Below are 26,003 nucleotides of genomic sequence, written 5' to 3'. Positions count from 1 at the left end.
ACTGGGTCATGGAACGCAACGGACGCACATTCGATGTCTTGGCACAGCTCTCATCCCTGAGACGCTACGCCCGTTCGCTGGTGCGCAACGCCGACGATGCGGAAGACCTCGTGCATGATGCCTTGCTGCGGGCCTATGAGCGCAAGTCGACTTTTCGTCGCGGCGCAAACCTGCGCTCCTGGCTTCTCTCCATCGTCCACAACGCCCATATCGACCGCCTGCGTCGGGACCGGTCGATGGCGCGGCGCCATGATGGCGCGGCGGTCGAGATGGAGCAGTCGCTGGCGGCCGGCCAGGAGCATGCCGTCCGGCTGTCGCAGGTGCGCGACGCCTTCTTCAGGCTTCCGGAAGAACAGCGCGCGGCGCTGCATCTCGTTGCCATCGAGGACATGTCCTACAATGAGGCCGCAGCGACCCTCGGCATTCCGGTCGGCACGCTGATGTCGCGGATTTCGCGGGCGCGCGCCCAGTTGAGGGATTTCGAGGACAAGGCGCCTGCCGCGTCGCATCTGCGTGTTATCGGAGGGAACGATCATGACGTCAGTTGATCCGATCATCGACGCCGATCTCGATGCCTATGTCGACGGCGAACTGGATGTATCGCGGCGCATCGCGGTGGAATCCTACCTTTCGGAGCATCCGGCTACGGCTGCCAAGGTCATGGCCGACTTGAGCCTGCGCGGCGAATTGCGGCTGGCACTGGCGACCGAGGCCGTAACCGGCGGCGTGCAGACCCGCGAGGCCGCCCGTCGTCTGGAGCGAGGGCTCGCCTACGGTCGCGTATTCCAGTCATTGCAGCGCATTGCTGCCGTTGCCGTTCTGGTGGCATCGGGCTGGGTGGCACACAATTCGTTCGGCGCTTTCTCGGCCACCGAGGTCTCGGCATCCGTGCCGCCGCCGGCTTTCGTCGACGATGCGGTTGCGGCTTTCCGGACCTCGGCATTGAGGGCGCAGGTCGCATCGCAGCCGAAGTCGGCAAGCTACAACCCGGACGATATCCGGGCAGCCACGGCGATCGTCATGCCGACGTTGCCTGCGGACTGGAAGGTGGCCGATGCCGAAATCTATCCGTCGGCTTTCGGACCCAGCATCGAAGTCACCGTCGATGCCAATGGCAAGCGGCTATCGCTGTTTGCAGTCCGGCCCGGCAGTTTTGCCGTCGCCAAGGTCGACCACATCGCCCTCGACGGCGTGCAGGCATCCTACTGGCAGATCGGCGATGTCGCCTACGCGCTGGTTGCCGATGCCGCCGCCAACAATCTCGACGGGGAGGCCGAGCGGCTTTCCCGGACACTCTATTAACGCAATCAAGGAGACAGATCATGAACCCGATCAATCCCCGCTCCGGTTTCGGCGTTAACGCCGGCACCCAGGCTCTGTTCGACGAAGGACTGCGCAAGCATATGCTGCGCATCTACAACTATATGGCTATCGGTCTGGTCGTGACGGGGCTCGTTGCCTTCGTCGTCGGCACGACGCCGGCGCTCTATGTGCCGATCTTCTCGTCGCCTCTCAAGTGGGTCGTCATGCTGGCACCGATCGGCTTCGTGCTGTTTTTCTCGTTCAAGATCCAGTCGATGTCCGCCAGCGGCGCGCAGGCGATGTTCTGGGCCTTCTGCGCAGTCATGGGACTATCGCTCGCCTCGGTGTTCCTGGTGTTTACCGGCGCCAGCATCGCGCGTACCTTCTTCATCGCAGCCACCATGTTCGGCGCGACAAGTCTCTATGGCTACACGACGAAGCGGGATCTCGCCAATTTCGGCTCGTTCCTGATGATGGGCCTGATTGGCGTCGTGATCGCCAGCGTCGTCAACATCTTCCTCGGCTCGACTGTCCTGCAGTTTGCCGTGTCCGTGATCGGTATCGCCGTCTTCGTCGGCCTGACCGCCTGGGATACGCAGAACATCAAGGAACAGTATGCCGAGAACTATGACCAGGAATCGCAGCAGAAAATGGCTGTGATGGGCGCCCTGTCGCTCTACCTGAACTTCGTCAACATCTTCCAGCTGTTGCTCAACTTTACGGGCGACCGCGAGTAACAGCTCCTCCTGGTGGGGCCAGGAGTGAGCGGGCGCCCGTCGATCTGTCATGGGATCGGCGGGCGCATTGCGTTTGGGAGTTAGCCTCGCTCGTCCAGCCGGTCCTGCATCATGCTCCACGGCAGCAGCGCATTGGGCGCGTGCTTCAGGAGAGCATGGAACGGTATCGGTGCCGGCGGTCCGAAGGGGATCGCGAGATCGCGGGCATCTACCCCGGTAGACCAGGCGGCAAGCTCCCTGCCCATCGCCGTCGTCATGGCGATGCCGCGTCCGTTGCAGGCAAAGCCGGCGATCAGTCCGGGTCCGAGATCGACCAGATGCGGCAGGAAATCCGGTTCGACAGCGGCAAGGCCAGACCAGCTGAATTCCAGCGGCGGTAGGTCGGGGAGCCCGAGCATTTCGGCCATGCGTCGATGGATTGTTGCTGGCACGCGGGCGTCGGCGCCGGGGCCGAAGATGTGCATACCGCCCGAAATCAGCCGATTGTCGGCATCGAAGCGGAAGGTGAAGAGGTTGCGCCTGGTATCGGAAACACACTGATTTGCCGGCAGTAGCCGCTGGCGGATTGCGACCGGCAGCGGGTGTGTGGCGACCTGGAATACCTTCAATGGAAAATAGGTGCGGGCGAGTTCCGGATTGAGCCTTCCGCCGTAGGCATTCGTCGCGACCACGACCTTGCCGGCGCGCAGGCTGCCCGTCGGCGTCTGCAGCAGCCAGCCGTCCGCTGCGCGGCCAATGGCTGATACGGGCGAGCGCTCGAAGATACGGGCGCCAGCCGCTTCCGCAGCGTCGGCAAGGCCGCGCGCATATTCGACGGGATTGAGCACGCCCCCGGATTTGTCGGTCCAGCCGCCGAAATAGCCGTCTGCACCGATCACGTCGCGGATCGTCTGTCGGTCCATGACTTCCGCCGGGCGTCCGCGGGCCTGCCATTGCGAGGCGCGGGACTGTACTTTTTCGAGGGCGGTAGCGGAATGGGCCGGCTGGATCCAGCCGCTCTGCTGCGCGGCGCACTCGATCGCGTGGCGGCGGATCAGCTCGAAGACCAGGTCGCCGCTGCCGGCTGCCAAATCTACAAGCCGCTTTCCGCGCTCGGGGCCCAGTTGCTGGATGACGTTATCCGGGTCCACCTTGGCAAAGTTTGGAACCACGAAGCCGGCGTTGCGACCGGTGGCACCCCAGGCGATGATCCCGGCCTCCAGCAGTATCACGGAGAGACCTTTTTCTGCCGCATGCAACGCAGTCGACAGGCCGGAGAAGCCGCCGCCGACGATTACGAGGTCAGAATCGAGCGGGCCTTGGAGTTGCGGCCGGTGCCGCCGGTTGCGGCCGACGACGTGCCAGAGGGACGGCGCGTCCGGCGATGCGGTGTCTGCTTTGCTCACGAGGCGGCACCATTCTGGTCGGGCATGGCCGGCGGCTGCTTCTTGCCGAACCAGCGCAAGCGGCGCGGCATGTTGCCGAGGATGCCGTTAGGGCGCACCAGCAGGATGACGCAGAGCATGACGCCGATGGCGACGATCTGCAGCGAGGCGGCGCGGGCCTGCTGGTCGGTCGGGAAGGCTGCGCTGGTCAGCGCGCCGGAGCCCGCCCAGATCGCCCAGACGAGGACGCTGCCGAGGATGGCGCCTTTGTTGCTGCCGGAACCACCGACGATCAGCATGGTCCAGACCTGGAAAGTCAGCGTCGGCATGTAGTTGTCTGGCGCGATGAAGCCGATGAAATGCGCCTGCACCGCGCCGGCCAGTCCCATGATCGCGCCGCCGACGGCAAAGGCCTGGACCCGGTAGAAGCGGGCGCTCTTGCCGAGCGAGATGGCGGCCCGCTCGTCTTCGCGCAGGGCCTTCAGCACGCGCCCCCATGGGCTGCGGGCAAGGTGCTCCAGAGCCAGATAGGTAACGAGCGTGACGACGGCGACGACAGCGAGGTTGGAGAAGTTGAAGAGCACGGGCGTTTCTGCAAGTGCTGCGAAGGGGCGCGGGATGAAGCCGATGCCGAACGGGCCGCCAGTCAGTTTCTGCGCATTCAGAGCTACCAGTTGCACGACCACGGCGACGCCGAAGGTGGTGATGGCAAGGTAGTCGGATTTCAGCCGCAACGTGGCTACGCCAGTGATGGCGGCAGCCAGAGCCGTGACGATCATCGCACCGAGCCAGCCAACTACAATCGGCATGTCGAAGCCGCCGAAGCGGCCGACGGTATCGGGTGTCGTCAGCAGCGCCGAGGTATAGGCGCCGATGGCGACAAAACCGGCGAGGCCGACGTTGAAAAGGCCCGTCAGCCCCCATTGCAGATTGAGGCCGAGGGTGATCAGCGAGAAGATCAGCGCCGTCGTCAGGAAGAAGGCGCCATAGCCAAGAATGTCCATCATCTCTCTCTCACTCCGAAGAGGCCGATCGGCCGGACCAGCAGCACCGCCATCAGGATGACGAAGGAGACCGCCGCGCGCCATTCTGCGCCGATCAACTGGACGGCGCCGGCTTCCGTCAGGCCGATGATCAGACCGCCGAGCACAGCGCCGGGCACGCTGCCGATACCGCCGAGAATGGCTGCGGCAAACATCGGCAGCATCATGTCGAAGCCCATCAGCGGCCGGATCTGCACGAGGATGCCGATCATGACGCCGGCCATGCAGGCAAGCGCCCCGCCGACCAACCATGTCACGCGCACTACCTTGGCGACGTCGATACCGACGACGCGGGCGAGCGCCGGGTTCTGACTGACGGCCTGCATCGAGCGGCCGATCTGGGTGCGCGTCATCAGTAGGTGGACGGCCAGCACCAGAAAAGCCGTCATCAGCAGCAGCACGATCTGGTCGGGCGTAATGCGGATGCCGAACCCGACCGGCATGGCGATCTGGATCGAGCGGCTGAAATAGGCCGGACGCGAGGTGAAGATGAACTCCAGCAGGCTGCGCAGCGCCATCGAGGCGCCGAAACTGGCCATCACGACGATGATCGTCTGGCCCTTTGCCCGCAGCCGCGCAAACAGGATCTTGTCGAGCAGCAGCGCCATCAGCCCGGTAAAAGCCATGCCGATGACGACGGCAACGATCAGCGCCCAGCCGAAGGAAAATGGACCGATCGGAGCGATCTTGCCGAACATAGCGCCGATGGCGCTGACGGCGGTGAGGGTGGCGTAGGTGCCCCAGGCCATGAAGTCACCATGGGCAAAGTTTGAGAAGCGCAGGATCGAATAGGTCAGCGTGACGCCGATGGCGCCGAGGCCGACCATCGAGCCTGTCAGCAATCCGTCGACAATGAATTGCAGGTTCATGCGGCACCTCCGGTCTCGGTCGGTCTGGCAGGCTGGCTCGGGCGCTGGCCCAGATAGAGTTCGGCCACGACGGGATCGTTCCAAAGCTCGGAGGCGATGCCTTCATGGTGGTCCTTGCCTTCGACCAGCACATAGGCGCGGTCGCCGATCGCTAGCGCCGCCTTGGCATTCTGCTCGACCAGCAGGATTGTGACGCCGGATTTGCGGATCTCGGTCAGCATCTGGAACACCATCGACACGAATTTCGGCGACAGACCAGCCGATGGCTCGTCGAGGACGAGCACCTTGGGGTCGACGACCAGCGCGCGGGCAACGGCGAGCATCTGCCGCTGTCCGCCGGAAAGATTTCCTGCCGCGATCTTGCGATGGCGGGCAAGGTCCGGAAAGGCGGTGTACATCGCCTCTATGCGGGACGGGACGTCATTCGGCTTCAGGATGCCGCAGGCGACCTTCAGGTTGTCGTCCACCGACATCTGCGGAAAGATATTTTCCGTCTGCGGCACGAAGGCAAGGCCGAGGCGAACCATCATGTGGGCCGGTGCCGCAGTGATATCCCTGCCGTCGAGCAGCACGGTGCCGGCGGAGATCGGCACGAGGCCGGCGACAGCCTTGATGAAGCTCGATTTGCCGGCACCGTTGGGGCCGAGCACGACGACGATCTCGCCCTTGTTGACGGTAATCGAGGCGCCACGGACAATCGGCACGCCGGGCTCGTAGCCGGCGACGAGATCGCGCACGAGGAGAACGGGTTCGCTCATGCCGCACCTCCGAGATAGGCTTCGATGACACGGGGGTCGCGCGCCACTTCTTCCGCCGTTCCCTGGCAGAGCAGCTGGCCGCCAGCCATGACAAGCACGCGATTGCAGAGCCTGGTGACCATGTCGATATTGTGCTCGATCAGCAGGAATGTGATGCCGCGGGCGTTGATATCGCGGATGCGGTCGATGATGACTTCCAGCAGCGTGGCGTTGACGCCGGCCGCCGGCTCGTCGAGCAGGATAATCGCGGGATCTGCCATCATCACCCGGGCGAGTTCCAGAAGCTTGCGCTGGCCGCCGGAGAGTACGCGGGCCGGCTCGTGGGCCAGCCGCGTCAGCAGGACGAGATCGAGCAACTCCATCGCTTTATCGCGGGCACTCTTCTCCTCGGCGGCAACACGCCATGGCACCAGGAAGTTCGCAAACAATTTTTCGCCGGTCTGGTGCTGGGCGGCCAGCATGACGTTTTCGATCAGCGTCATGTTGGGCAGCGGGCGGGGGATCTGGAAGGTGCGGCCGAGACCGCGACCGATGCGCCGGTGTGCGGATTCGCCGGAAACGACTGTGCCGTTCAGTCGGATTTCACCGCTCGTCGGCAGGACGCTGCCGGAGAGGAGATCGAACATCGTCGTCTTGCCGGCGCCGTTAGGGCCGATCAGGCCAAGGATTTCGCCGTGCCGCACTTCGAAGGATACGTCGTTGACGGCGGCGATGCCGCCGAACCGGCGGACGATATTCTTCGCACTCAGAACAGGCTCCCGGGTATCCTCACCCTGCCGTTCAGATGGTAAACTCATGGATCCCTCTGGCCGGGAACGATCGTTGTCGCACCCTGATTTTTGATTTGTGATCACACTTGCATTGATCACGCTATTCAGCTTTAATCCGTTCTGCAAGTCAAAAACGGGATCGCAATGCAAAAGGCCGCAGCCGAAAAAAGCAATGATTTGATTGCCGCCCAACTGGCCCCGGTTGGCCGCGAAACCGTTCAGGACCGTGTCTATTCCGAGCTTCGCAGGGCGCTCATCGGCGGGCTTTTCGAGCCGAGCCAGGTGCTGACGATCCGCGGACTTGCCGATGCGCTTGTTACCAGCACCATGCCGGTGCGCGAGGCGCTCGGGCGGCTGATCACCGAAAAGGCGCTGGAGGCACTGCCCAACCGTTCGGTACGTGTCCCGCCGATCACGCTGGAGCGTATCGACGATCTCCTGCGCGCCCGTATGCTGATAGAGGGCGAAGCCATCGCGCTGGCCGCAAAACGCATGGGCCCGAAAGATATCACGGTCATCGAGGCCATGCTGCACGAATGGGACGAGATGCGCGCCCTGAAGCAGAAGAAGGACGTCGACCGCGAGGTCACGCTCAACCAGACATTCCATTTCGAGATCTACCGGGCCTGCGGCTCGGCTGTGCTCATCCCCATGATCGAAAGCCTGTGGCTGCAATCGGGCCCGTGTATCCGGGTGGCGATCTATGCCTTCTCCGAAGCCGGCGAGGTCGATACCGCCCATTACCATCGCAGCATCGTCGCGGCATTGGCCGCCCAGGATGCCGACGCGGCACGGGCCGCGCTGGTAGCCGATATCAGCCGGCCCTTCACCTTCTTGCGCAACAAGCTGCAGACAGACGCAGCCAGGATTTGAGACCGATCATGAGCCAGAATGCGATCCACATCACCGAGCCCCGTTCCGGACTGTCCGTGATCGCGCCGCTGCTGGCCGGCAAGGCGCCGGAGAACGTTGCCTTCTTCATGCAATATCTCTCCGAGCCGCGCATCGTGCCCGGCATCCATGCGATGTGGACCGGCCCGGAAATCTCCTGCCCTATACCGGTGGCTCATCTCGAGGGCGCCGCCTATGCAACCGCGCTGCCGGCCGAGAACGCTACGGTGACGCCGCAGCCTGGCGATATTGTGCTGAGTTACGTGCCGGCGCGCATGTGGGGCGGCAGCCCCAACGCCATTTTCGACATCGGCCTGTTCTACGGGCAGGGTGCGCGGTTGCTGTTCCCGATCGGCTGGCTGGCCGGCAGCGTCATGGCGCAGGTGCGGCCGGAGGAGCGCGAGCATTTCGCTGCCGCCTGCGGCATCATCCGCCGCAACGGCGGCTGCGACGTCACCTTCGCGCTGACGGAGGTTTGAGGTGAGCGAAATCGACGACAGTTTCGAGCTTTACGACCTGCGTGTCGAGGCGGTGATCCCCGAGGGCAAGCCGATCTATTGTGGTGCCAGCGAGGGTGATTATTTCGAACTGAAAGGCGAGATGCTGTCGATGCCTGCAGGCCAGGGATTTTCCATCTATTCGATTTCCGCCGTGCTGCCGCTCCTGGCTGCAAAGCAGCGGCCGACGCACCGGAACGACTGGATGACCTCGGATGCCGAGATCGCCTGTCCCGACCCGAGCTGCGCTAGCCGGCTAAGGATCGTGCGCACGGGCAAGCGTCGCTTCAGCCATGCCGAGACGACGGCGGTGCCGCTGCCGGGTGACGAGGCCTGAACGAAGGCGCGCGGCGCAGGAGCGATATCTTTCTTCTCCCCGTGGGGAGAAGATGCCCAGAGGGCAGATGAGGGGGAGCAATATGCGCTCCACAGTTCTACCAATTTGAAAGCTGCATGACATGACGAAAACCTTCGAACTTCGCCCCGGCTATGCCATTTCCCGCGTCATTCGCGGTGGCTGGCAGCTGGCCGGTGGCCATGGGGCGATCGATCGCGACCAGGCGGTGACCGACCTGATCGCCGCCTACGATGCCGGCATCAGGACCTACGACTGTGCCGACATCTATACCGGCGTCGAGGAACTGATCGGCGCTGCCCGGGACCGCCTGCGCCATGAGCGCGGGAGCGAGGCGGCGGCCGAGATGAAGGTGCACACCAAGCTGGTGCCCGATCTCGAGAAGCTCGGCAACATGAACCGCGATTATATTCGTGGCATCGTCGAGCAGTCGCTGCGGCGGTTGCGCACGGAGCGCCTGGATCTGGTGCAGTTTCACTGGTGGGATTACTCGCTCGACGGCTATCTCGATGCGCTGGGCTGGCTCAACGAATTGCACGGGGAGGGCAAGGTCCGCAATGTGGGCACTACGAATTTCGACACCCCGCATGTTGCCGAGATCCTGAAGGCGGGCATCCCGCTGGTCAGCCAGCAGCTGCAATATTCCGTCCTCGACCAGCGACCGGCCAACAGCCTGACTACGCTGGCTGCTGCGAATGATGTGAAATTCCTGTGCTATGGTTCTGTTGCCGGCGGCTTCCTCAGCGACAAGTGGCTGGGCCAGCCGGAGCCGGAGATGCCGCTGGAGAACCGGTCGCTGGTCAAATACAAGCTGATCATCGACGATTTCGGCGGCTGGGATCTATTTCAATCGCTGCTTTCGACATTGAAAGTCATTGGCGACCGACATGGCGTCGATATCGCCACTGTCGCCAGCGCCTGGGTGCTGCGTCAGCCGCAGGTGGCTGCGGTCATCGTCGGCGCCCGCAACCAGGCGCATGCGCTGGCCAATGCCGGCATCATGGATGTCGTGCTTTCGGCAGGCGACATCGCGCAGATCGAAGCGATCATCGCTGAAAGCAAGGGCCCCCTCGGTGACGTCTACACGCTGGAGCGCGACCGAAACGGCAGGCATGGCTCCATCATGCACTACAATCTCAACGCGGGGAAAGTATGAGCCAGGATCAGTCACTCTTCGAGTGTGCCCGCGCCGAGGTCATCGCCTTCCACGAATTCTTCGTCGGCTGGTACGATGCGGCGACGGCTGACCTGACGGATTTCGGACGCTGTGAGCAGGCGTTCGGAGACGGCTTCCAGATGATACCGCCGACCGGCCGCGTTTTCGACAGGGCGGCGACCATTGATCTGATCCGGGCCAATCGCGCCACCTTCCATGGCGATTTCTCGATCGACATCGAGGACATCCGCGCGGGCTTCCAGACCGACGATACTGTCGTCGTCACCTATGTCGAGGTGCAGTGCCGCAGGGGCGTCCGGTCCCGTCGGCAGGCGAGTGCCCTTTTTACCGCGAGTTCATCGGCGCCATCGGGCGTCCAATGGCGGCATCTGCAAGAAACCTGGTTGCAGACACCGGAGACCTGACAGGATTACTGCGTAAAAATAGAAGTCGTACCTAACAAGGGGAACAATCATGAAAAAGACGCTTCTTTCCGTAACCACAGCGCTCGGCCTGATCGCGGCCGCGGGCATTGCCAATGCTGCCGATTGCAAGATTACTGTTGGCCTCGTCATGGAACTGACCGGTCCTGCCGGAGAATACGGCCAGGCCGGCGCCAAGTCGGTCGAAATGGCCTTCCGCGACCTCAATGCTGCCGGCGGCGTGCGCGGCTGCGACCTCGTCACCGATACCCGCGACAGCCAGAGCCAGGGCAACGTCGCCGTCGATGCGGCAACCCAGCTCGTTCAGGTCAAGAAGGTGCCTGTGATCATCGGCGGTATCATCTCGTCGGTGTCGATTCCGATCCTGACTTCGGTGACGGCGCCTGCCAAAGTCGTGCAGATCTCGCCTGCCTCCTCGTCCCCGACGCTGACGGCGCTCGGCCGCGATGGCAAGACCAACGGCATCTTCTTCCGAACGATCACGTCCGATGCGCTGCAGGGCGTTGCCGCTGCCAAATACGCAGTCGACAAGGGTTTCAAGAAGCTCGCCATCATCCACGTCAACAGCGACTTCGGCGTCAACATGTCGGCCGAATTCTCGCGCGCCTACAAGGCGCTCGGCGGCACGATCATCTCCGACACGCCGTACAACGAAAAGCAGTCGAGCTATGCCTCCGAGGTCACCGCTGCCATGTCCGGCACCCCGGATGGCCTCTACCTGATCAGCACCCCGGTCGACGGTGCGACGATTGCCCGTACCTGGGTGTCGCAGGGCGGGGTGCAGAAATTCCTGCTCAACGACGGCATGAACAGCCCTGACTTCATCGAGTCTGTCGGCGCCGATTACCTGAAGGAAGCCTACGGCACGTCTTCCGGCACCAGCCCGACGGCCTCGACCGATTATTTCATGAAGAACTACAAGGCATTCTCCGGCATCGAGCCTTCCAATCCGGCTGCCGACCGCTCCTATGATGCCGGCGCAATTGCGGGGCTTGCCATCGCCATTGCCGGCTCGGAAGATCCGGCCAAGATCAAGGATGCGATCTACAAGACCGTCGATCCCTCGGGCACGCCAATCTATGCCGGCAAGGAAGAGTTCACCAAGGCACTCGGCCTGATCAAGGATGGCAAACCGATCCGCTACGAAGGCGTCATCGGTCCCGTCGCCTTCGACAAATACGGGGATATCACCGGCCCGTTCCGTCTCTGGAAGATTGCCGACGGCAAGGTCGCCACCGATGGTGAGATGTCGACGGACGACGTCAACAAGCTGCAGGCGACGCTCAACAAGTAAGGCTGGGCGGAACTAGCCATAGTCTAGCACGGTCTTCGAAGAGCCCTGCGATCCCGACGGATCGCGGGGCTTTTCATGCCTTGGAAAAGAAGCCTTGGCCGTTTTTGAAGTTTCATGCTGCCGCGGTCGTCTTTTGCGGGGAAAACCTTATATTGCCGATGGGGGAGCCTTTTGAGGTTTTTCCGATCGATTGCCCTGGAGCGGCAGCCGCCGTCTCCCGACAACCAATCATAAGGAGCACCACATGAAGATCACACGCACGGGCTCGGCCCACTGGGCTGGCGGAATCAAGGATGGAAAAGGCGAGATCAGCACCCAGAGCGGCGCTCTGAAGGAGCATCCTTACGGATATGCCAGCCGTTTCGAAGGCGTTGCCGGCACCAATCCGGAAGAACTCATTGGCGCTGCCCATGCCGGTTGCTTCACGATGGCTCTTTCCGGCATCCTCGATGGCGCTGGCCTGAAGGCAACGAGCATGCAGACAACTGCCAAGGTCACCCTCGAGAGCGTCGAAGGCGGCTTCGGCATCACCGGTATCGCCCTGACCCTGGTTGCCAGCGTGCCCGGCACCGACGAGGCCAAGTTCAAGGAACTGGCTGAACAGGCGAAGGCCGGTTGCCCGGTATCCAAGGCGCTTGCCGCCGTGCCAATGACGCTCGACGTGCAGTTCTCCTAAGAAAAACTGCTGCCTGACATGCCGGACCAGCCGATGGTCCGGCATTTTTTTAATGCAGCGTGGACTCCGAGCCCCGCACGCCTCGGCTATCAACTCCCGCACAGTGAAACCCGCGCCAGGTGACTGGTAGTGCGTTGACAAAGTATGACTTTCGATTTACGAATGACGAAAATAGAATTTCGTCAGTCGTAAATCGAAAGTGCCTTATGAACGCCATCGCCGATTCCTCAGAGGTCAACCGCCAGGAGAATGTTGCGCGCATCCTCGATTGTGCCGAGCGTCTTTTCCGCCACTACGGCTATGCCAAGACAACGGTAGCCGACATCGCCAAGGATCTCGGCATGTCGACGGCAAACATCTATCGCTTCTTTGGCTCCAAGATCGAAATCCACCAGGCGCTCTGCGGGCGGATGCTCGATACCGGTTATGAGCTTGCCCTCGGCGCAGCGCGGAAGCAGGCGAGTGCCGCGGACCGGCTGCGTGCGCTCGTCCATGGCCAGTACAAGCTCACCCTCGATACCATGCTCGATGAGGAGAAAGTCCATGAGATGGTCGTCGTCGCCATCGAGCGTGACTGGCATGTGATCGAAAAGCATATCGATCGCATCCACGACGTCATGGCCGGGATCATTTCCGAAGGAATCGCTGCGGGCGAGTTTGCCGCACAGGACCCCCATATCGCGTCGAAGTGTCTTGGCGCGGCGACGGTTACCCTCTGTCACCCGCAGATGGTGGCGCAGTGTCTTGCCAAGGAGAACCGGGCGATGCCCGACGATCTCGTGGAATACGCCATTCGTGCCTTGAGATAATTTGCCTGCTGCCCGTCCATCCGCCGTCGACCCGAGGAGTGCGATCATGATTTCGCCAATCAAACTGCGCCTTTCATCCGCCTTTGTCCTCCTCGTGGCTGCGGCTGTCATTTCCGGCTGCAACGAGAAGCAGGCCGAGACCAAGCCGGTCATCCGCCCCGTCAAGGTCGTCGAGATTGCCAAGGCGGAAACAACGCGGACACTGGATTATTCCGGCTCCGTGCGGGCCCGCACCGAGATGAATCTCGGCTTTCGCGTCAGCGGCAAGATCGTCGAGCGTCGTGTCGATATCGGTCAGCGTGTCAAGCCGGGCGACGTGCTGGCGAAAATCGATGCCACGGACTACGCATTGGCGGTCAAGCGTGCAGAGGCGGATCGTCTTTCCGCCGAGAAGCAGGTCCAGACCGCAACGCTTTCTCGCGATCGCGCCCAGCAGCTGTTCGATAAGAACGTCTCCTCGAAGTCGCAACTCGAGCAGGCACAGCTGGCTTACGACCAGGCCGTCGCAACGCGCGATTCGGCCATCTCGTCGCTCGATGAGGCCAAGAACCAGGTCGCCTATGCCAGTCTCGCATCGGATCTCAATGGCATCGTCACCGCCGTCAATGCCGATGTCGGCCAGGTGGTCAGCACTGGCACGCCGGTGATCACCGTTGCGGTCGACGGAGAGAAGGAAGTCGCTATTGCCGTGCCGGAAACCGATGTTGGCCAGTTCAGCGTCGGCAAGACGGTCAAGGCGCGTTTCTGGGCGAACGACGGCCTCGTATTCGATGGCAAGGTGCGCGAGGTTTCCGGCAGCGCCGATACCCAATCGCGCACGTTCTCAGTCCGGGTCAGCCTGCCGAACGACCCGCGCGTGCTTCTCGGGATGACTTCTACCGTCGAGGCGACAGCGGAAAACGCCGTGCCTTTCGTGTCCATACCGCTCAGTGCGCTTGCCGAGAAGGACGGTCGCAAGGTCGTCTGGCTGGTCGACAGGACAACGGCCACCGTGCATGCGCAGGACGTCAGGCTTGCCGAGTTTACCGGGGTCGGCGTCCGGGTCTCCGATGGCCTGAAAGCCGGCGATCTCGTCGTCGCCGCAGGCACGCAGTTCATGGCCGAAAACATGCAGGTCAAGCTACCCGATGGCAGTGGGCAGCAGGCCGCCGCCGCAGAGCCTGTAGACGCTGCTGCGTCTGCGGCCGTCATGCGCTGATCGCACTCGAAAGCGGATGAAGATGATGACCACACCCACTGAACCCAAGCAGCCATTCAATCTCTCGCGCTGGGCAATCGGCCATCCGAGTATCGCCCGCTTCCTGTTCGGGCTGATCATCATCGCCGGAGCCCTCGGCCTGACCCACATGGGCCAGAAGGAAGATCCCGACTTTACCTTCCGCGTCATGGTGGTGCAGGCCGTCTGGCCCGGTGCGTCGATCGACGAGATGGAAGACCAGGTGGTCAACAAGATCGAGCGCAAGCTGCAGGAGACGCCGCATCTCGACTGGGTAAAATCCTACACCCGCGCCGGCAGCGCCATCATCACTGTCCAGGTCAAGGGCGACACCAACGCGGCCGAGGTGAACGACGCTTTCTATCAGGTGCGCAAGAAGGTCGGCGATATCCAGAGCGAGCTGCCGTCGGGCCTCCTCGGACCCTATTTCAACGATGAATTCGGCGACACCTTCATCACGCTCCATTCGATCAGCGGCACCGGCTACAGCTATCCGGAGCTGAAGAAGTTCGCCATCCAGGCGCGGGACATGCTGCTGACCGTGCCGGGCGTCGAAAAAGCGGTGATCATCGGCGACCAGCCGGAGAGAATCTACATCGACGTCTCGTCGAAGGCGCTGGCCGAGCGCGGACTAACGCTCGATACCCTTCGTGCTGCCGTCACGGGCCAGAACAGCGTCGATTCGGCCGGCTCCGTCGATACCGGCTTGAGGTCGGTGCGTATTTCCGTCGAGGGCGATGTCAGGAAGATCGAAGATATCCGTGAGTTGAGGTTGAAGGCCGGAAACCAGGTGACGCGTCTCGGCGACATTGCCACCGTCTATGCGGGGCTGCAGGACCCCTACACGGCCAAATTCAAATATAACGGCCATGAGAGCGTACAGGTCGGCGTGGTCATGGCCAAAGGCTATAAGGTCACCGACGTCGGTCATTCCGTCGATGCCGTCTACCAGCGGTTCGAATCGTCGCTGCCCCTCGGTGTTGCCGTCGACCAGATCGCCAACCAGCCCGATGTCGTCACCGACGCGGTCAGCGAGTTCATGCATGCGCTGGGTGAGGCGCTTGTCATCGTGCTGATCGTCTCCTTCGTGTCTATCGGCTGGCGCTCGGGTCTGGTGATTGCCATCGCCATTCCGCTGGTGCTGGCCGCGACCTTTGCCATCATGTACGAATTCGGCATCGACCTGCAGCGCATTTCGCTGGGTGCCCTCATCATCGCGCTGGGCCTTCTGGTCGACGATGCCATGATCGTCGTCGAGTTGATGGAGCGCAAGCTGGAGGAGGGCATGGTCAAGCTCGACGCCGCCAGCTTTGCCTATACATCAACCGCATTCCCGATGCTGACAGGAACGCTGATCACCACGGCAGGTTTCATCCCGGTCGGCTTTGCAGCGTCTACCGCCGGCGAGTATGTCCGCACCCTGTTCTATGTGGTCGGCATCGCGCTGGTGACGTCCTGGTTCGTCGCCGTCTATTTCACACCGTGGCTCGGCTACATGATCCTCAAGCAGCGGCATCATGCGGGCAGCCATCACGACGTCTTCGATACCCGCTTCTACCGTCGCCTGCGCGGCACTGTCGGCTGGGCCGTGCGGCATCGGATCATCGTGCTGGCGTTGATGCTGCTGACCTTCGGCACCAGTCTCTGGGCCTTCCAGTTCATTCCGCAGAATTTCTTCCCGCAATCGTCGCGGCCTGAGATCCTTGTCGACCTCTGGCTTCCCGAGGGTACCAGCATCACCGAGGTTGAAAAGCAGGCGGCGGCGCTGGAGGCCCGGATTGCCGACGACAAGGACAAGCGGTTTGTTGCCAGCTATATCGGCGAGGGCGCGCCGCGCTTTTTCCTGCCGCTCGACCAGCAGCTTATCAATCCGAATTTCGCGCAATTGCTTGTGCTTGCCAACGATGAACCCGCTCGCGAGCGGCTGATCGTCAAGCTGCGCGGCATTCTCGCCGCCGACTTCCCTGACATCCGCGCCAAGGTCGACCGGCTGTTCCTCGGTCCGCCGACTGGCTGGCCCGTGCAGATGCGGGTGCTTGGCCCCGACCGTCTCCAGGTTCGTCGTATCGCCGACCAGGTGAAGCAGCGTTTCGCCGCCGATCCCCGCATGGGTGCGATCCACGACGACTGGCTCGAGCCGGTGCCCGAAATGCGCCTGGTGATCGATCAGGATCGGGCACGGGCCCTCGGCGTCACGTCGCAGCGCATTCGCCAGGTGCTGGCCGCTGCCGTCACGGGGGCCTCGCTCGGCGACTTCCGCGAAGGCGAAGAGACCGTGTCGATCGTGGCACGCGAGCCGGAAGCCAATCGGCATCTGCTGTCGGCGGTCAATTCCATCTCCGTGCCGAGCGATGCCGGCGGTTTCGTGCCGCTGTCGCAGGTGGCAAAGGTCGTGCCGACCATGACACTGGGACTGGAATGGCGCCGCGACCGCCTACCGACGATCACGGTGCGGGCTACGCTGCCCGACGATGTGCAGGCAAACGACGTGACGACAAAACTCTACGCCGACCTGAAGCCGCTCCGCGACAGCCTACCGCCCGGCTATCAGATCGAGGTGCAGGGCGGTACCGAGGATGCGGCGGAAAGTCAGGCCTCCATTGCCGCCAAGGCACCGATCATGCTGCTCGTTATCGTCGTGCTCCTGATGATCCAGCTGCAGCACTTCGGCAAGGCGATGCTGGTGCTGGCGACTGGACCGCTCGGCATCATCGGCGCTGCGGCTGCGCTCCTGATCAGCGGTGCGCCGTTCGGGTTCGTTGCCATCCTCGGTGTCATCGCGCTGCTCGGTATCATCATCCGCAACTCGATCATCCTCATCGACCAGATCGATCAGGATATCGCTGCTGGCATGGAGCGTCAGGAGGCGATCATCGGCTCAGCCGTGCGTCGCTTCCGGCCGATCATGCTAACCGCGCTCACCGCCGTTCTGGCTCTGATCCCGATCTCGCGCGGCGTGTTCTGGGGGCCGCTCGCCTATGCGATGATGGGCGGTATCCTGGTGGCTACTGTCCTGACGATCATCGTCTTGCCCGCCGCCTATGCCCTGTTCTTCGGCAAGGAGCCGAAATTAAAGGCCGGCAAGAACGAGGCCGGGACGGTGGACGAACAGCAACAACCGATGCCGCCGGCAATGGCTGCGGAGTAGGCTTCGCCTGGTTTTAACAGCGTCTAGAGGCGTTGTTTTCCTCGTCATTCGGTGAACCGGGGTGACATTGGGGACGATGGCGGCCCGGTTAACCGGCGGGCAATCCTTTTGTGCTCTGCAGCAATTCTGCTTGCCGATTCGATATTGCGGCAATAAAGAGGGTCGGCATTGGTAAACGATGTCGCCAGCGGTCGAGTACGATCACCGGCGGCGAAGGAGAACTCCATGTCCAACCCCATCCATGACACACCGTCCGCCCAGCTCGCCGATGTCGGAACGCGAATTCGCATTACGCGCGGCTCATTCGGCTACAGCGTCGACGATCTGGCCGAGACAGTTGGACTGACAGTTGACGAAATCGTCGCCATAGAGGCCGGCACCGACACTGATCCGCTCAAAATCAAGCGAATTGCATCTGCCCTGAAAATCGACTTGCCGGACGCCTGATGCTTTCAGGCGCCTGATGTATCCTCGTCGATGTGACGACGATATGGGCGCCTTATTTTCTACCCTACCTCAAGCCGGACTGCGGCCTTATGCCGGTACGGAGTAGGCGCGGAGAAATGTACGCACGGCGTTGCGGGCTGCTCGCGCCACATCCTCATCTTCGGGAATGCCGCCGAACAAGGTGGTCGTCTGCAAGTCTGCATGGATGAGCGCCAGAAATTGCCGGGCCGCTAGGTCTGCATCGTCGATATCCAGTAGACCCGCTTTGGCGATGCGCGTGAAAAGGCCAGAGACCGCCTCGGCCGGCAAGCCCGAGCCCTTTTGGCGCCACGTCGCGAACAACTGCGGATACCGCTCGCCCTCGGATTGCAGCAGCTTGCGCATAAAGCGACCATCGCGGTTGCAGAGGCAGTTGCGCACCAGCAGGGACACCAACGCTGTCATTTCCGTCTCTATGTCGGCTGGCATGTCTGGAAAGGTGGCGATCGTCGATGAAAGCGCCTCTCCGGTGCGCGCCGTGATGTCTTCGACGATGGCGACAAAGAGTGCTTCCTTATCGCGGTAGTGGTTGTAGATCGTCTGGCGCGACACACCGGCCTGCTCGGCGATTTCATCAATGCAGGCTCCGGAAAAACCTTCGCGGCAGAAAACCTCTGTTGCAGCCGTGAGAACGGAGACCCGCTTGGTCGAAAGCCCACGCCGGACGTCTGAAATGGTTTGCGGTGGTGCAGTTCGCGCATTTGTCATGATCGGAGAGTAAGTCGCATTGACGTTTTAGACAAGTCTGTCTAATTTGACACCAGTGTCCAAAATGTGACCGGGCTATACTGCATCCGGCATCCGTTACCGCGCTTCCAGCGAAATCGGCCCATATCCAATTTTCGAGAGTATTCGCCCCATGACACCCTTCTTTCGCATCGCGCTGATTCTTGGCCTTTTGTCAGCAATCGGGCCTTTTGCCATCGACATGTACCTGCCGGCGCTGCCATCCATTGGCCATGACCTCGGTGCGCCGGACAATCTGGTTCAGATGAGCCTGCTTGCCTTCTTCATTCCCTTCGCTGCATTTCAACTGCTCTACGGTCCGCTGGCCGACATGTACGGCCGTAAGGCACCACTTTATATCGGCATCGGTCTGTTTGCCGTCGCCAGCATCGGCTGCGCTCTGGCTACCAGTATCGAAATGCTGATCGCCTTCCGCTTCCTTCAGGGCATCGGCGGTGCCGCCGGCATGGTGGTGCCACGGGCGGTTGTCCGCGACATGCATGTCGGTGTGCAGGCGGCGCGGCTTATGTCGCTGCTGATGCTGGTGTTCAGCATATCGCCAATCCTGGCGCCCCTGACCGGCAGCGCGGTCATTGCCTTCTTCGGCTGGCGCGGTGTCTTCTGGGCTGTGACCATCGCTGCCTTCATTGGCCTGGTCCTGCTCTCGACGCAGCTTTCCGAAACCCGCTCCAGAGAAGACCGCGCCGGCAGCAGTTTCCGCAGCGCGATGGCGGCCTATGTCTATCTGCTCGGAGATCGGACGTTCATGACGCTGTCCCTCATCGGCAGTTTCGGCATTTCCAGCTTCCTGGTCTATCTCGCCAACTCGCCCTTCGTGCTGATCAACCACTATGGGCTGACACCGACCGAATACAGCTTTGCCTTCTCCGTCAACGCGGTGTCGTTCTTTGCGGTGTCGCAACTGACGGGCCGGCTTGGCCAGCGTTATGGGCTTGTGCGTGTCATGCGCTTCGCCGTTACGGGCTTTGCTGCGTCGATGGTGGCTCTGGTCGCAGCGATGAGCCTCGGCTTCGAGCAACTTCCGGTGCTGGTTGTCCTTCTGTTCGTCGGATTTGGATTTCTCGGTCTTGTCATCCCGACGACGGCGGTGCTCGCACTCGAGGAGCATGGTGCCATCGCCGGCACGGCCTCGGCGCTGATGGGCACGCTGCAGTTCACCACCGGCGCGATTGCGATGGTGCTGGCCAGCCTGTTTGCCAACGGAACAGCCGTGCCGATGACGGTAGCCATCGCCTGCGCTGCAGTCACTGCATTCCTGCTTGCACAGCTGACGATGGGTCGACACGCCAGCGGCGTCAAAGCGGCCGCCGAATAGCAGGCTTTTAAGCGCCTCTCTGCAAATGCCCGCACGGATGTCGTGCGGGCATTTTGGCTTTCTCCTATTGGTCCATGACAATCTGCAGCTTGACGTCGCTGGGCCGGCCTTCTGCGGCGCGCTCGAACGCCTGAATGGATTGTTCGAAGCCGAAAGTCTCGGAAATCAGAGGCTTCAGGTCTACGCGGCCGGAGCCGATCAGGGCGATGGCACGGTCATACTGGTGCGCATAGCGGAACACCGTCTCGATCCGCACCTCCTTGGTGGTAGCGATCGAGACGTCGATGGCAACAGGTGCAACCGGCAGGCCGACGGCAACGATTGCGCCTCCAGGACGTGGCAGTTCCATGATCGTCTCCCAGGCCTTTGGTGAGCCCGAGCATTCGAACACGACATCCGCTCCCCAGCCGTCCGTCAACCTGTTCAATTCGTCGAGCAGCTTCGTCTCGCGGATGTTGACGGGAATGATCCCCTGATATTGCGCGGCGATGTCGAGCTTCGGCTGGGCGAGATCGGCGACGATGACGCGCGAGCAGCCGCCGGCAAGCGCTGCAATTGCCACCATTGTCCCGATGGGGCCGGCGCCGAGCACGACTGCGGTATCGCCAGGCGCGATGCGCGCCTTGCTTGCCGCCTGCATGCCGACGGCGAATGGTTCGACCATGGCGCCTTCGGCAAACGAGACATTGTCAGGCAGCTTGAAGGTATAATTGGCCGGGTGAACCACATAGGGCGTCAGAACGCCATGGACCGGCGGGGTCGCCCAGAAGACGACGGCGGGATCGACATTATACATGCCAAGCCGGCTGGCGCGGGAATTGGCATCGGGGATACCCGGTTCCATGCAGACGCGATCGCCGATCTTGAGGTGGGTCACGCCGGCGCCGATCTCGACCACCGTGCCGGCTGCCTCGTGTCCCAGCACCATCGGTGCATTGACGATGAAGCCGCCAATCCGACCATGGGTGTAGTAGTGGACATCGGAGCCGCAGACACCGACCGTGTGGATCTTGATCTTCACCTGTCCGGCGCCGACTTCCTGCGGCAGGTCTATGTCGCGTAAGGCCAGTTCGTGCTGGCGCTCGAGAACCAGCGCACGCATCTTCGTCATCGTCTTCTCCTCCGTTGTCGATAGGGTCGTCGCTTCTGCCGCCAGGGTAGCGGAAGGGACGACATTGGAATGTCCGTTCGAGGCGACTATAGAAAGGGAAAGCGGTTTGTTCAAACGGGCGTTTGGGTTTTGCAATCTGTGCTGACAGCGACCTTGCCGGGATAACAAAATTCAGTGGCTTTGAACAACAAAGTGTGAGGGTGGCGGTCTCGCCGCCAGCTTGTTATGGAGCGGCCGAGTTCTTAACTGTGCCCTGCACTAAGCCCGCCTGATCGATTCGTAGGATGGTTGCGTGATCTGAGCGCATCCGGTTCTGTCCACCTTCATTTACGCGTACCGAGGCCATTTATGTCCACCCTGCAGCCTCTTCCGGTTTATCTCATCAATATCGCTCGGGCGAAGGAGAGACTGCAGGAAGTTTGCTCTCGCGGCCGTGAACTCGGCATCGCCATAGAGCTTGTGGAGGGCGTCGACGGGTTGTTGGTGCCAGAGGCGCAATGGGTCGACGTCGACCAGAAGCGCTTCGGTAACCGTCATGGCAGGCGTATTCTTCCGGGCGAGTACGGCTGCTACCGAAGCCACCTGCTGGCGCTACGCCAGTTTATCGCAAGCGGCAACGAGGCGGCCGTGATCATCGAGGACGATATTGCGCTTGATGGTGAATTCATTGCGAGGGCATTGGCCGCCAGCCGTGCTGTGCCCGGCGCCGACATGATCAAGCTCGTCAATCACCGCTGGAAAGGCTTCCGTTTCCACGCCCGCAGCGAACGTGGTGACACTATCGGCCGCTGCCTGTTCGGACCCCAGGGGTCCACGGCTTGCTATCTGGTGACGCGGCGCGGTGCAGAGAAAATAGCCCAGTCGCTCGCGGTCATGTCCTTGCCATGGGACGTCGCCATCGAGCGAGGGTGGGATATGGATATTTCGGTTTTTTCCAGCAAGACCAATCTCGTCGGCTTCAACAAATCACAACGCGAAACGATGATCGGCCGTCGCCGGGACTACCGCGCGGCCAAGCTGTCTGCCTGGAAGCGCCTTCCGGCCCATCTTTTCCGCACCGTCGATTTCTTCCGGCGCCTCGCCTACGTGCTCGTCCCTCGATCCAGGGCGCAGACGCGCTGGTACCAATCCGCTGCGGTGCCGACGCAGGCAGATAGTTAGGCGCTTTCACGCGGCCGATCGACGCAATGTGTCTATCTGTGATGGATGAGGCGGCAATATCGTTTGGGAAAATGGTGCTGCTATGGGGATTTGAACCCCAGGCCTCTCCCTTACCAAGGGAGTGCTCTACCCCTGAGCTATAGCAGCATCGTGGCGCAGCGGATGCGCCGTATCGGGCGAAGCGGCTATTGCCATAGCTGATCGGCAAGCGCAAGCCGCAAAATCCATCTTCTTGAAACAAGCACGGGAAAACGTCGGCGTGGCTTTTGAAATATCGTCATCTGCGCTATCAAGGCAGACATGAACGAAGACGAACAAAGTAGTGGTGGCGGCACGAGTGCCACGGTCGCAGATGGCCCCTTGCTTAAACCGCAGCAGCCCTTGCTCAGCGAAGCGGATCGGCGGCGGGCGAGGGCGGCTGCCAAGCTGAAGGAGAATCTTTCTCGCCGCAAGCAGCAGGTGCGCGCACGGCGCGCCGGCGAGGCTGACGAGACGGATGGCCTGCCTGCCGCAAAAATGGACGAATTGTAATGATTAGGTCTTACACGCCGCAAACGAATTGAAGCGGCGACCGATTTCCTTTAAACACCGCCTTCCTCTGCAAGGCATCAAGATTTCAGAAAGGCGGGTTCGCCCGTAATCGCACATGGATCGTATCAGGATTGTCGGCGGCAATGAGCTCAATGGCGTCATTCCGATTTCCGGCGCCAAGAATGCCGCATTGCCGCTGATGATTGCGTCGCTCCTGACGAGCGACACACTGACGCTCGAAAACGTGCCTCACCTGGCCGATGTCGAACTGCTGCTGCGCATTCTCGGCAACCACGGCGTCGACGTCTCGGTCAACGGCCGGCGCGAGCGTCAGGACGTCGCCTATTCCCGCACGATCCATTTCACCTGCCGGACGATCGTCGATACCACGGCGCACTACGAGCTGGTCTCGAAGATGCGCGCCAGCTTCTGGGTGCTCGGGCCGCTGCTCGCCCGCGAAGGCCAGGCACGCGTATCGCTGCCGGGCGGCTGCACCATCGGCACGCGGCCGGTCGACCTGTTCATCGAATCCCTGCAGGCGCTCGGCGCCAACATGGATATCGATGCCGGTTACATCAACGCTACCGCCCCGAAGGGCGGCCTGATCGGTGCCAAGTACACGTTCCCGAAGGTATCCGTCGGCGCTACTCATGTGATGATGATGGCGGCAACGCTTGCGCGCGGCACCACGGTCATCGGCAATGCCGCCCGCGAGCCTGAGGTCGTCGATCTCGCCAACTGCCTTATCGCCATGGGCGCCAAGATTTCCGGCGCCGGCACCTCGACCATCACCATCGATGGCGTCACATCCCTCTCTGGCGCCCGCCACCGCGTGCTGCCAGACCGTATCGAGACCGGCACCTATGCCATGGCGGTTGCGATGGCCGGCGGCGACGTCACGCTTGAAAATACCGACATGTCGCTGCTCGAGACGGCGCTCGAAACCTTGCGTCGCGCCGGCGCCGAGATCACGCCGACCAACAACGGCATGCGCGTGCGCCGCAACGGCGGCGGCATCCGGCCGGTCGATATCGTCACCGACCCGTTCCCGGGCTTCCCGACAGATCTGCAGGCGCAGTTCATGGCGCTGATGACGCGGGCATCCGGCACGGCGCACATCACGGAGACGATTTTCGAAAACCGATTCATGCACGTTCAGGAGCTTGCCCGTCTCGGCGCAAGGATCTCGCTGTCCGGCCAAACGGCGAAGATCGAGGGTGTCGAGCGGCTGCGCGGTGCGCCTGTCATGGCGACGGACCTTCGTGCCTCCGTGTCGCTGGTGATTGCCGGGCTTGCCGCAGAAGGCGAAACCGTCGTTTCGCGCGTCTACCATCTCGACCGTGGCTTCGAGCGGCTGGAAGAGAAGCTTACGCGCTGCGGCGCCATCGTCGAACGGCTCAGCGAATAGGCCCTGAAAGCGTTGCCGGGAGCCGCATCTGCCGTTGCGTCCAAGCCCCAGGCACCCTATCTCGGGGTGGAACGGGCCGCTGGATGTGGCGGCTGACGATGTGGGGAACTAAGGCATGGCAGATCTGAAGCTTGTGGCGCTCGATGGCGAAGACCTGGCGGTTGTTTCTGCCCATATGCAGGACGCCGTCTTCAAGGTCGGCGACATGGCCTATGAGCCGCGCGGCCTGCAGTTTTCCCTGACGGCAAACCGCTTCGACTGGGAAAAGGCAGATGGCAAGGCCAAGGGCTATCAGCGCCATCGCGCGGCGCTCGTGTTCAAGCGGGTGCTGGCCGTGCGGACGCTGGGCATCGACCGCCGTAGGCGCGAGACGGTGCTTTCGCTTCTGGCCATTCGCTTCGAGCAGAAGGGCGAGGGGCCGGATGGCACGATCGAACTGACGCTTGCCGGCAACGCCACGTTGGCGCTCGACGTGGAATGCATCGAAGTGCAGCTGGCCGATATCGGCGGCGCATGGGAAACGGCCAAGAAACCGACGCATCCCGACGACGCTGCCTGAGTGGCAGAGACTGGTTCTTGCCGCTGCGGCGGTTTTTGAAAGCAAAGGATATCGGCATTGGCGATCTGGCTTGAGCAGGCGGCGGAAGGTTTCGAGGCGCAGTTCGCGGCATTCCTGACCACGAAGCGGGAAGTGTCCGAGGATGTGAACGCCGTCGTCCGCGACATCATCGCCGACGTTCGGGCGCGTGGCGATGTTGCGTTGATGGAATATTCCGTCCGCTTCGACGGTATCGATTTCGATGCGACGCCGATGCGGGTGACTTCGGAGGAAATCGATGCTGCGATCGCAGAGGTGCCATCGGAAGTGCTGGGCGCGCTGAAGGTTGCCGCCGTACGCATCGAGTCGCACCATCGCCGCCAACTGCCGCGCGATGACAGCTATGAAGACGAACTCGGTGTCGTGCTCGGCTCGCGCTGGACGGCGATCGAGGCGGTCGGCATTTACGTGCCCGGTGGCACGGCAAGCTACCCGAGCTCGGTGCTGATGAATGCCATCCCGGCCAAGGTCGCCGGTGTCGAGCGTGTCGTCATGGTGGTGCCGGCGAAGGAGGGCGTGGTCAATCCCGCCGTGCTGGCTGCTGCCCGCATGGCCGGTGTCGAGGAAATCTACCGCGTCGGCGGCGCGCAGGCAGTCGCGGCACTCGCCTATGGCACGGAGACGATTGCGCCGGTCGCCAAAATCACCGGGCCGGGCAACGCCTATGTGGCGGCCGCCAAGCGCCATGTGTTCGGTACCGTCGGCATCGACATGATCGCCGGTCCTTCCGAAGTGCTGGTCATTGCCGACAAGGATAACAATCCCGACTGGATCGCGGCCGACCTTCTTGCCCAGGCGGAACACGACCGGGGTGCCCAGTCGATCCTGATTACCGATAATCCTCTGCTTGCCAAGTCCGTCGAACAGGCTGTCGAGCGGCAGCTGAAGTCGCTTGGCCGCGCCGAGACCGCAGCGGCGAGCTGGCGGGATTTCGGCGCCATCATCATCGTCGAGAGCCTCGCAGACGCGATCCCGCTCGCCAACCGCATCGCTGCCGAACATCTGGAGCTTGCGGTCGACGATCCCGACGCGCTGATGCTCGGCATCCGCAACGCCGGCGCCATCTTTATCGGGAAGCACACGCCTGAGGTTATCGGCGATTATGTCGGTGGCTCCAACCACGTGCTGCCGACTGCCCGCTCGGCGCGCTTTTCATCCGGCCTTTCGGTGCTTGACTTCATGAAGCGCACCTCGGTGCTGAAGCTCGGGGCCGAACAGCTGCGGGCGCTCGGGCCGGCGGCCATCGCGCTTGCCAATTCCGAAGGTCTCGATGCTCATGCCCGCTCGGTGGCGATCCGGCTCAACCTCGAAGGCTAGG

General features: G+C 62.2%; 27 protein-coding genes and 1 tRNA gene. 20 read left to right on the top strand and 8 right to left on the bottom strand.

Annotated elements, in window-relative coordinates; all coding sequences use genetic code 11:
- Positions 1-8: 8 nt before the first annotated feature.
- Genes J5289_RS17120 through J5289_RS17110 form a run of 3 tightly spaced genes read left to right on the top strand, consistent with a single transcriptional unit; the run spans position 9 to position 2,039 of the window.
- Positions 9-548 carry a sigma-70 family RNA polymerase sigma factor gene (locus tag J5289_RS17120; protein ID WP_142830554.1) on the top strand — a complete coding sequence of 180 codons (540 nt, stop codon included), beginning with the start codon at positions 9-11 and terminating at the stop codon, positions 546-548.
- Positions 535-1,302 carry an anti-sigma factor gene (locus J5289_RS17115; protein ID WP_209185014.1) on the top strand — a complete coding sequence of 256 codons (768 nt, stop codon included), beginning with the start codon at positions 535-537 and terminating at the stop codon, positions 1,300-1,302. Before J5289_RS17120 ends, J5289_RS17115 begins: the two co-directional genes overlap by 14 nt.
- A gap of 20 nt (positions 1,303-1,322) precedes the next feature.
- Positions 1,323-2,039 (top strand): Bax inhibitor-1/YccA family protein, encoded by a 717-nt coding sequence (locus tag J5289_RS17110; protein WP_142830295.1) that lies wholly within the window; start codon positions 1,323-1,325, stop codon positions 2,037-2,039.
- Positions 2,040-2,119: 80 nt separating this feature from the next.
- Here the strand turns inward: J5289_RS17110 and J5289_RS17105 are convergent, their stop codons facing one another.
- The 5 genes from J5289_RS17105 to J5289_RS17085 are packed head-to-tail and all read right to left on the bottom strand — an operon-like array spanning position 2,120 to position 6,870.
- Positions 2,120-3,424, bottom strand: a complete 1,305-nt coding sequence (locus tag J5289_RS17105) for an FAD-binding oxidoreductase (RefSeq protein ID WP_209206442.1) — start codon at positions 3,422-3,424, stop codon at positions 2,120-2,122.
- Entirely contained in the window at positions 3,421-4,410 is a 990-nt protein-coding gene (locus J5289_RS17100) for a branched-chain amino acid ABC transporter permease (protein ID WP_209185012.1), read from the bottom strand. Before J5289_RS17100 ends, J5289_RS17105 begins: the two co-directional genes overlap by 4 nt.
- A complete protein-coding gene (locus J5289_RS17095) occupies positions 4,407-5,315 on the bottom strand; it encodes a branched-chain amino acid ABC transporter permease (RefSeq protein ID WP_209206443.1) in 909 nt (302 codons plus the stop codon). The genes J5289_RS17100 and J5289_RS17095 overlap by 4 nt, the downstream gene beginning before the upstream one ends.
- Complete coding sequence (locus tag J5289_RS17090; protein ID WP_209185010.1) at positions 5,312-6,073, bottom strand: ABC transporter ATP-binding protein; 762 nt, start codon at positions 6,071-6,073, stop codon at positions 5,312-5,314. The genes J5289_RS17095 and J5289_RS17090 overlap by 4 nt, the downstream gene beginning before the upstream one ends.
- On the bottom strand, positions 6,070-6,870 hold the full coding sequence (locus J5289_RS17085) for an ABC transporter ATP-binding protein (protein ID WP_209185009.1): 801 nt from the start codon (positions 6,868-6,870) through the stop codon (positions 6,070-6,072). Before J5289_RS17085 ends, J5289_RS17090 begins: the two co-directional genes overlap by 4 nt.
- 117 nt (positions 6,871-6,987) lie before the next feature.
- Here J5289_RS17085 and J5289_RS17080 point away from each other — a divergent pair, with 117 nt between their 5' ends.
- The 11 genes from J5289_RS17080 (at position 6,988) to J5289_RS17030 (ending at position 17,775) form a co-directional block, all read left to right on the top strand.
- Positions 6,988-7,716 carry a GntR family transcriptional regulator gene (locus tag J5289_RS17080; protein ID WP_209185008.1) on the top strand — a complete coding sequence of 243 codons (729 nt, stop codon included), beginning with the start codon at positions 6,988-6,990 and terminating at the stop codon, positions 7,714-7,716.
- 8 nt (positions 7,717-7,724) lie between these two features.
- Complete coding sequence (locus J5289_RS17075; protein ID WP_209185007.1) at positions 7,725-8,213, top strand: DUF3830 family protein; 489 nt, start codon at positions 7,725-7,727, stop codon at positions 8,211-8,213.
- Between the two features lies 1 nt (position 8,214).
- Entirely contained in the window at positions 8,215-8,568 is a 354-nt protein-coding gene (locus J5289_RS17070) for a TIGR04076 family protein (RefSeq protein WP_209185006.1), read from the top strand.
- A gap of 121 nt (positions 8,569-8,689) precedes the next feature.
- A complete protein-coding gene (locus tag J5289_RS17065; RefSeq protein WP_209187591.1) occupies positions 8,690-9,742 on the top strand; it encodes an aldo/keto reductase in 1,053 nt (350 codons plus the stop codon).
- Entirely contained in the window at positions 9,739-10,167 is a 429-nt protein-coding gene (locus tag J5289_RS17060; RefSeq protein ID WP_142830312.1) for a hypothetical protein, read from the top strand. Before J5289_RS17065 ends, J5289_RS17060 begins: the two co-directional genes overlap by 4 nt.
- Positions 10,168-10,216: 49 nt before the next feature.
- Positions 10,217-11,479 (top strand): ABC transporter substrate-binding protein, encoded by a 1,263-nt coding sequence (locus tag J5289_RS17055; RefSeq protein ID WP_209185004.1) that lies wholly within the window; start codon positions 10,217-10,219, stop codon positions 11,477-11,479.
- Positions 11,480-11,723: 244 nt separating this feature from the next.
- Positions 11,724-12,155 (top strand): OsmC family protein, encoded by a 432-nt coding sequence (locus J5289_RS17050; RefSeq protein ID WP_111218961.1) that lies wholly within the window; start codon positions 11,724-11,726, stop codon positions 12,153-12,155.
- Between the two features lie 206 nt (positions 12,156-12,361).
- On the top strand, positions 12,362-12,964 hold the full coding sequence (locus J5289_RS17045) for a TetR family transcriptional regulator (RefSeq protein ID WP_209185003.1): 603 nt from the start codon (positions 12,362-12,364) through the stop codon (positions 12,962-12,964).
- A gap of 46 nt (positions 12,965-13,010) precedes the next feature.
- A complete protein-coding gene (locus J5289_RS17040; RefSeq protein WP_209206444.1) occupies positions 13,011-14,162 on the top strand; it encodes an efflux RND transporter periplasmic adaptor subunit in 1,152 nt (383 codons plus the stop codon).
- Positions 14,163-14,187: 25 nt separating this feature from the next.
- Positions 14,188-17,328, top strand: a complete 3,141-nt coding sequence (locus J5289_RS17035) for an efflux RND transporter permease subunit (RefSeq protein WP_209187589.1) — start codon at positions 14,188-14,190, stop codon at positions 17,326-17,328.
- Between the two features lie 225 nt (positions 17,329-17,553).
- Positions 17,554-17,775 (top strand): helix-turn-helix transcriptional regulator, encoded by a 222-nt coding sequence (locus tag J5289_RS17030; protein ID WP_142830324.1) that lies wholly within the window; start codon positions 17,554-17,556, stop codon positions 17,773-17,775.
- Between the two features lie 87 nt (positions 17,776-17,862).
- Here the strand turns inward: J5289_RS17030 and J5289_RS17025 are convergent, their stop codons facing one another.
- Positions 17,863-18,522 (bottom strand): TetR/AcrR family transcriptional regulator, encoded by a 660-nt coding sequence (locus J5289_RS17025; protein WP_209185000.1) that lies wholly within the window; start codon positions 18,520-18,522, stop codon positions 17,863-17,865.
- Positions 18,523-18,673: 151 nt separating this feature from the next.
- Between J5289_RS17025 and J5289_RS17020 the strand changes: the two genes are divergently transcribed.
- Positions 18,674-19,876: a multidrug effflux MFS transporter gene (locus J5289_RS17020; RefSeq protein ID WP_209184999.1), complete on the top strand. Its 1,203-nt coding sequence runs from the start codon at positions 18,674-18,676 to the stop codon at positions 19,874-19,876.
- Between the two features lie 64 nt (positions 19,877-19,940).
- Here the strand turns inward: J5289_RS17020 and J5289_RS17015 are convergent, their stop codons facing one another.
- Entirely contained in the window at positions 19,941-20,987 is a 1,047-nt protein-coding gene (locus J5289_RS17015; protein ID WP_209184998.1) for an NAD(P)-dependent alcohol dehydrogenase, read from the bottom strand.
- Between the two features lie 348 nt (positions 20,988-21,335).
- On the opposite strand from J5289_RS17015, the gene J5289_RS17010 reads away from it, so the two are divergent.
- On the top strand, positions 21,336-22,148 hold the full coding sequence (locus J5289_RS17010; RefSeq protein WP_209184997.1) for a glycosyltransferase family 25 protein: 813 nt from the start codon (positions 21,336-21,338) through the stop codon (positions 22,146-22,148).
- 72 nt (positions 22,149-22,220) lie between these two features.
- Here J5289_RS17010 and J5289_RS17005 read toward each other — a convergent pair.
- Positions 22,221-22,295: transfer RNA gene (locus J5289_RS17005), tRNA-Thr, on the bottom strand.
- Between the two features lie 153 nt (positions 22,296-22,448).
- On the opposite strand from J5289_RS17005, the gene J5289_RS17000 reads away from it, so the two are divergent.
- The 4 genes from J5289_RS17000 to hisD all read left to right on the top strand — a co-directional run bounded on the left by J5289_RS17000 (position 22,449) and on the right by hisD (position 26,002).
- Positions 22,449-22,679, top strand: coding sequence for a hypothetical protein (locus J5289_RS17000; RefSeq protein WP_142830333.1), 231 nt, complete (start codon positions 22,449-22,451; stop codon positions 22,677-22,679).
- A 115-nt stretch (positions 22,680-22,794) separates the two neighbouring features.
- On the top strand, positions 22,795-24,087 hold the full coding sequence (murA, locus tag J5289_RS16995) for a UDP-N-acetylglucosamine 1-carboxyvinyltransferase (protein WP_209206445.1): 1,293 nt from the start codon (positions 22,795-22,797) through the stop codon (positions 24,085-24,087).
- Between the two features lie 115 nt (positions 24,088-24,202).
- A complete protein-coding gene (locus J5289_RS16990) occupies positions 24,203-24,646 on the top strand; it encodes a DUF2948 family protein (RefSeq protein WP_111218945.1) in 444 nt (147 codons plus the stop codon).
- 57 nt (positions 24,647-24,703) lie between these two features.
- Positions 24,704-26,002 (top strand): histidinol dehydrogenase, encoded by a 1,299-nt coding sequence (gene hisD, locus J5289_RS16985; protein WP_209184996.1) that lies wholly within the window; start codon positions 24,704-24,706, stop codon positions 26,000-26,002.
- The last annotated feature ends 1 nt before the right edge of the window (position 26,003 follow it).

The sequence above is a fragment of the Rhizobium sp. B230/85 genome (assembly GCF_019355735.1).
Lineage (GTDB): Bacteria > Pseudomonadota > Alphaproteobacteria > Rhizobiales > Rhizobiaceae > Rhizobium > Rhizobium rhododendri.
The sequence above is the reverse complement of the archived record's forward strand: the minus strand, read 5'-3'. Positions and strand labels throughout refer to the sequence as shown.

Excerpts from the sequence above, each read along its gene's own strand:
- J5289_RS17030 (WP_142830324.1), top strand. The coding sequence starts at position 17,554 with ATGTCCAACCCCATCCATGACACACCGTCCGCCCAGCTCGCCGATGTC.
- J5289_RS17045 (WP_209185003.1), top strand. The coding sequence starts at position 12,362 with ATGAACGCCATCGCCGATTCCTCAGAGGTCAACCGCCAGGAGAATGTT.
- J5289_RS17100 (WP_209185012.1), bottom strand. The coding sequence starts at position 4,410 with ATGATGGACATTCTTGGCTATGGCGCCTTCTTCCTGACGACGGCGCTG.
- J5289_RS17110 (WP_142830295.1), top strand. The coding sequence starts at position 1,323 with ATGAACCCGATCAATCCCCGCTCCGGTTTCGGCGTTAACGCCGGCACC.
- J5289_RS17035 (WP_209187589.1), top strand. The coding sequence starts at position 14,188 with ATGACCACACCCACTGAACCCAAGCAGCCATTCAATCTCTCGCGCTGG.
- J5289_RS17015 (WP_209184998.1), bottom strand. The coding sequence starts at position 20,987 with ATGACGAAGATGCGTGCGCTGGTTCTCGAGCGCCAGCACGAACTGGCC.
- J5289_RS17115 (WP_209185014.1), top strand. The coding sequence starts at position 535 with ATGACGTCAGTTGATCCGATCATCGACGCCGATCTCGATGCCTATGTC.
- J5289_RS17075 (WP_209185007.1), top strand. The coding sequence starts at position 7,725 with ATGAGCCAGAATGCGATCCACATCACCGAGCCCCGTTCCGGACTGTCC.
- J5289_RS17000 (WP_142830333.1), top strand. The coding sequence starts at position 22,449 with ATGAACGAAGACGAACAAAGTAGTGGTGGCGGCACGAGTGCCACGGTC.
- J5289_RS17085 (WP_209185009.1), bottom strand. The coding sequence starts at position 6,870 with ATGAGTTTACCATCTGAACGGCAGGGTGAGGATACCCGGGAGCCTGTT.
- J5289_RS17090 (WP_209185010.1), bottom strand. The coding sequence starts at position 6,073 with ATGAGCGAACCCGTTCTCCTCGTGCGCGATCTCGTCGCCGGCTACGAG.
- J5289_RS17060 (WP_142830312.1), top strand. The coding sequence starts at position 9,739 with ATGAGCCAGGATCAGTCACTCTTCGAGTGTGCCCGCGCCGAGGTCATC.
- J5289_RS17080 (WP_209185008.1), top strand. The coding sequence starts at position 6,988 with ATGCAAAAGGCCGCAGCCGAAAAAAGCAATGATTTGATTGCCGCCCAA.
- J5289_RS17065 (WP_209187591.1), top strand. The coding sequence starts at position 8,690 with ATGACGAAAACCTTCGAACTTCGCCCCGGCTATGCCATTTCCCGCGTC.
- J5289_RS17025 (WP_209185000.1), bottom strand. The coding sequence starts at position 18,522 with ATGACAAATGCGCGAACTGCACCACCGCAAACCATTTCAGACGTCCGG.
- J5289_RS17120 (WP_142830554.1), top strand. The coding sequence starts at position 9 with ATGGAACGCAACGGACGCACATTCGATGTCTTGGCACAGCTCTCATCC.
- J5289_RS17055 (WP_209185004.1), top strand. The coding sequence starts at position 10,217 with ATGAAAAAGACGCTTCTTTCCGTAACCACAGCGCTCGGCCTGATCGCG.
- J5289_RS17095 (WP_209206443.1), bottom strand. The coding sequence starts at position 5,315 with ATGAACCTGCAATTCATTGTCGACGGATTGCTGACAGGCTCGATGGTC.
- J5289_RS16990 (WP_111218945.1), top strand. The coding sequence starts at position 24,203 with ATGGCAGATCTGAAGCTTGTGGCGCTCGATGGCGAAGACCTGGCGGTT.
- J5289_RS17050 (WP_111218961.1), top strand. The coding sequence starts at position 11,724 with ATGAAGATCACACGCACGGGCTCGGCCCACTGGGCTGGCGGAATCAAG.
- murA (WP_209206445.1), top strand. The coding sequence starts at position 22,795 with ATGGATCGTATCAGGATTGTCGGCGGCAATGAGCTCAATGGCGTCATT.
- J5289_RS17010 (WP_209184997.1), top strand. The coding sequence starts at position 21,336 with ATGTCCACCCTGCAGCCTCTTCCGGTTTATCTCATCAATATCGCTCGG.
- J5289_RS17020 (WP_209184999.1), top strand. The coding sequence starts at position 18,674 with ATGACACCCTTCTTTCGCATCGCGCTGATTCTTGGCCTTTTGTCAGCA.
- J5289_RS17040 (WP_209206444.1), top strand. The coding sequence starts at position 13,011 with ATGATTTCGCCAATCAAACTGCGCCTTTCATCCGCCTTTGTCCTCCTC.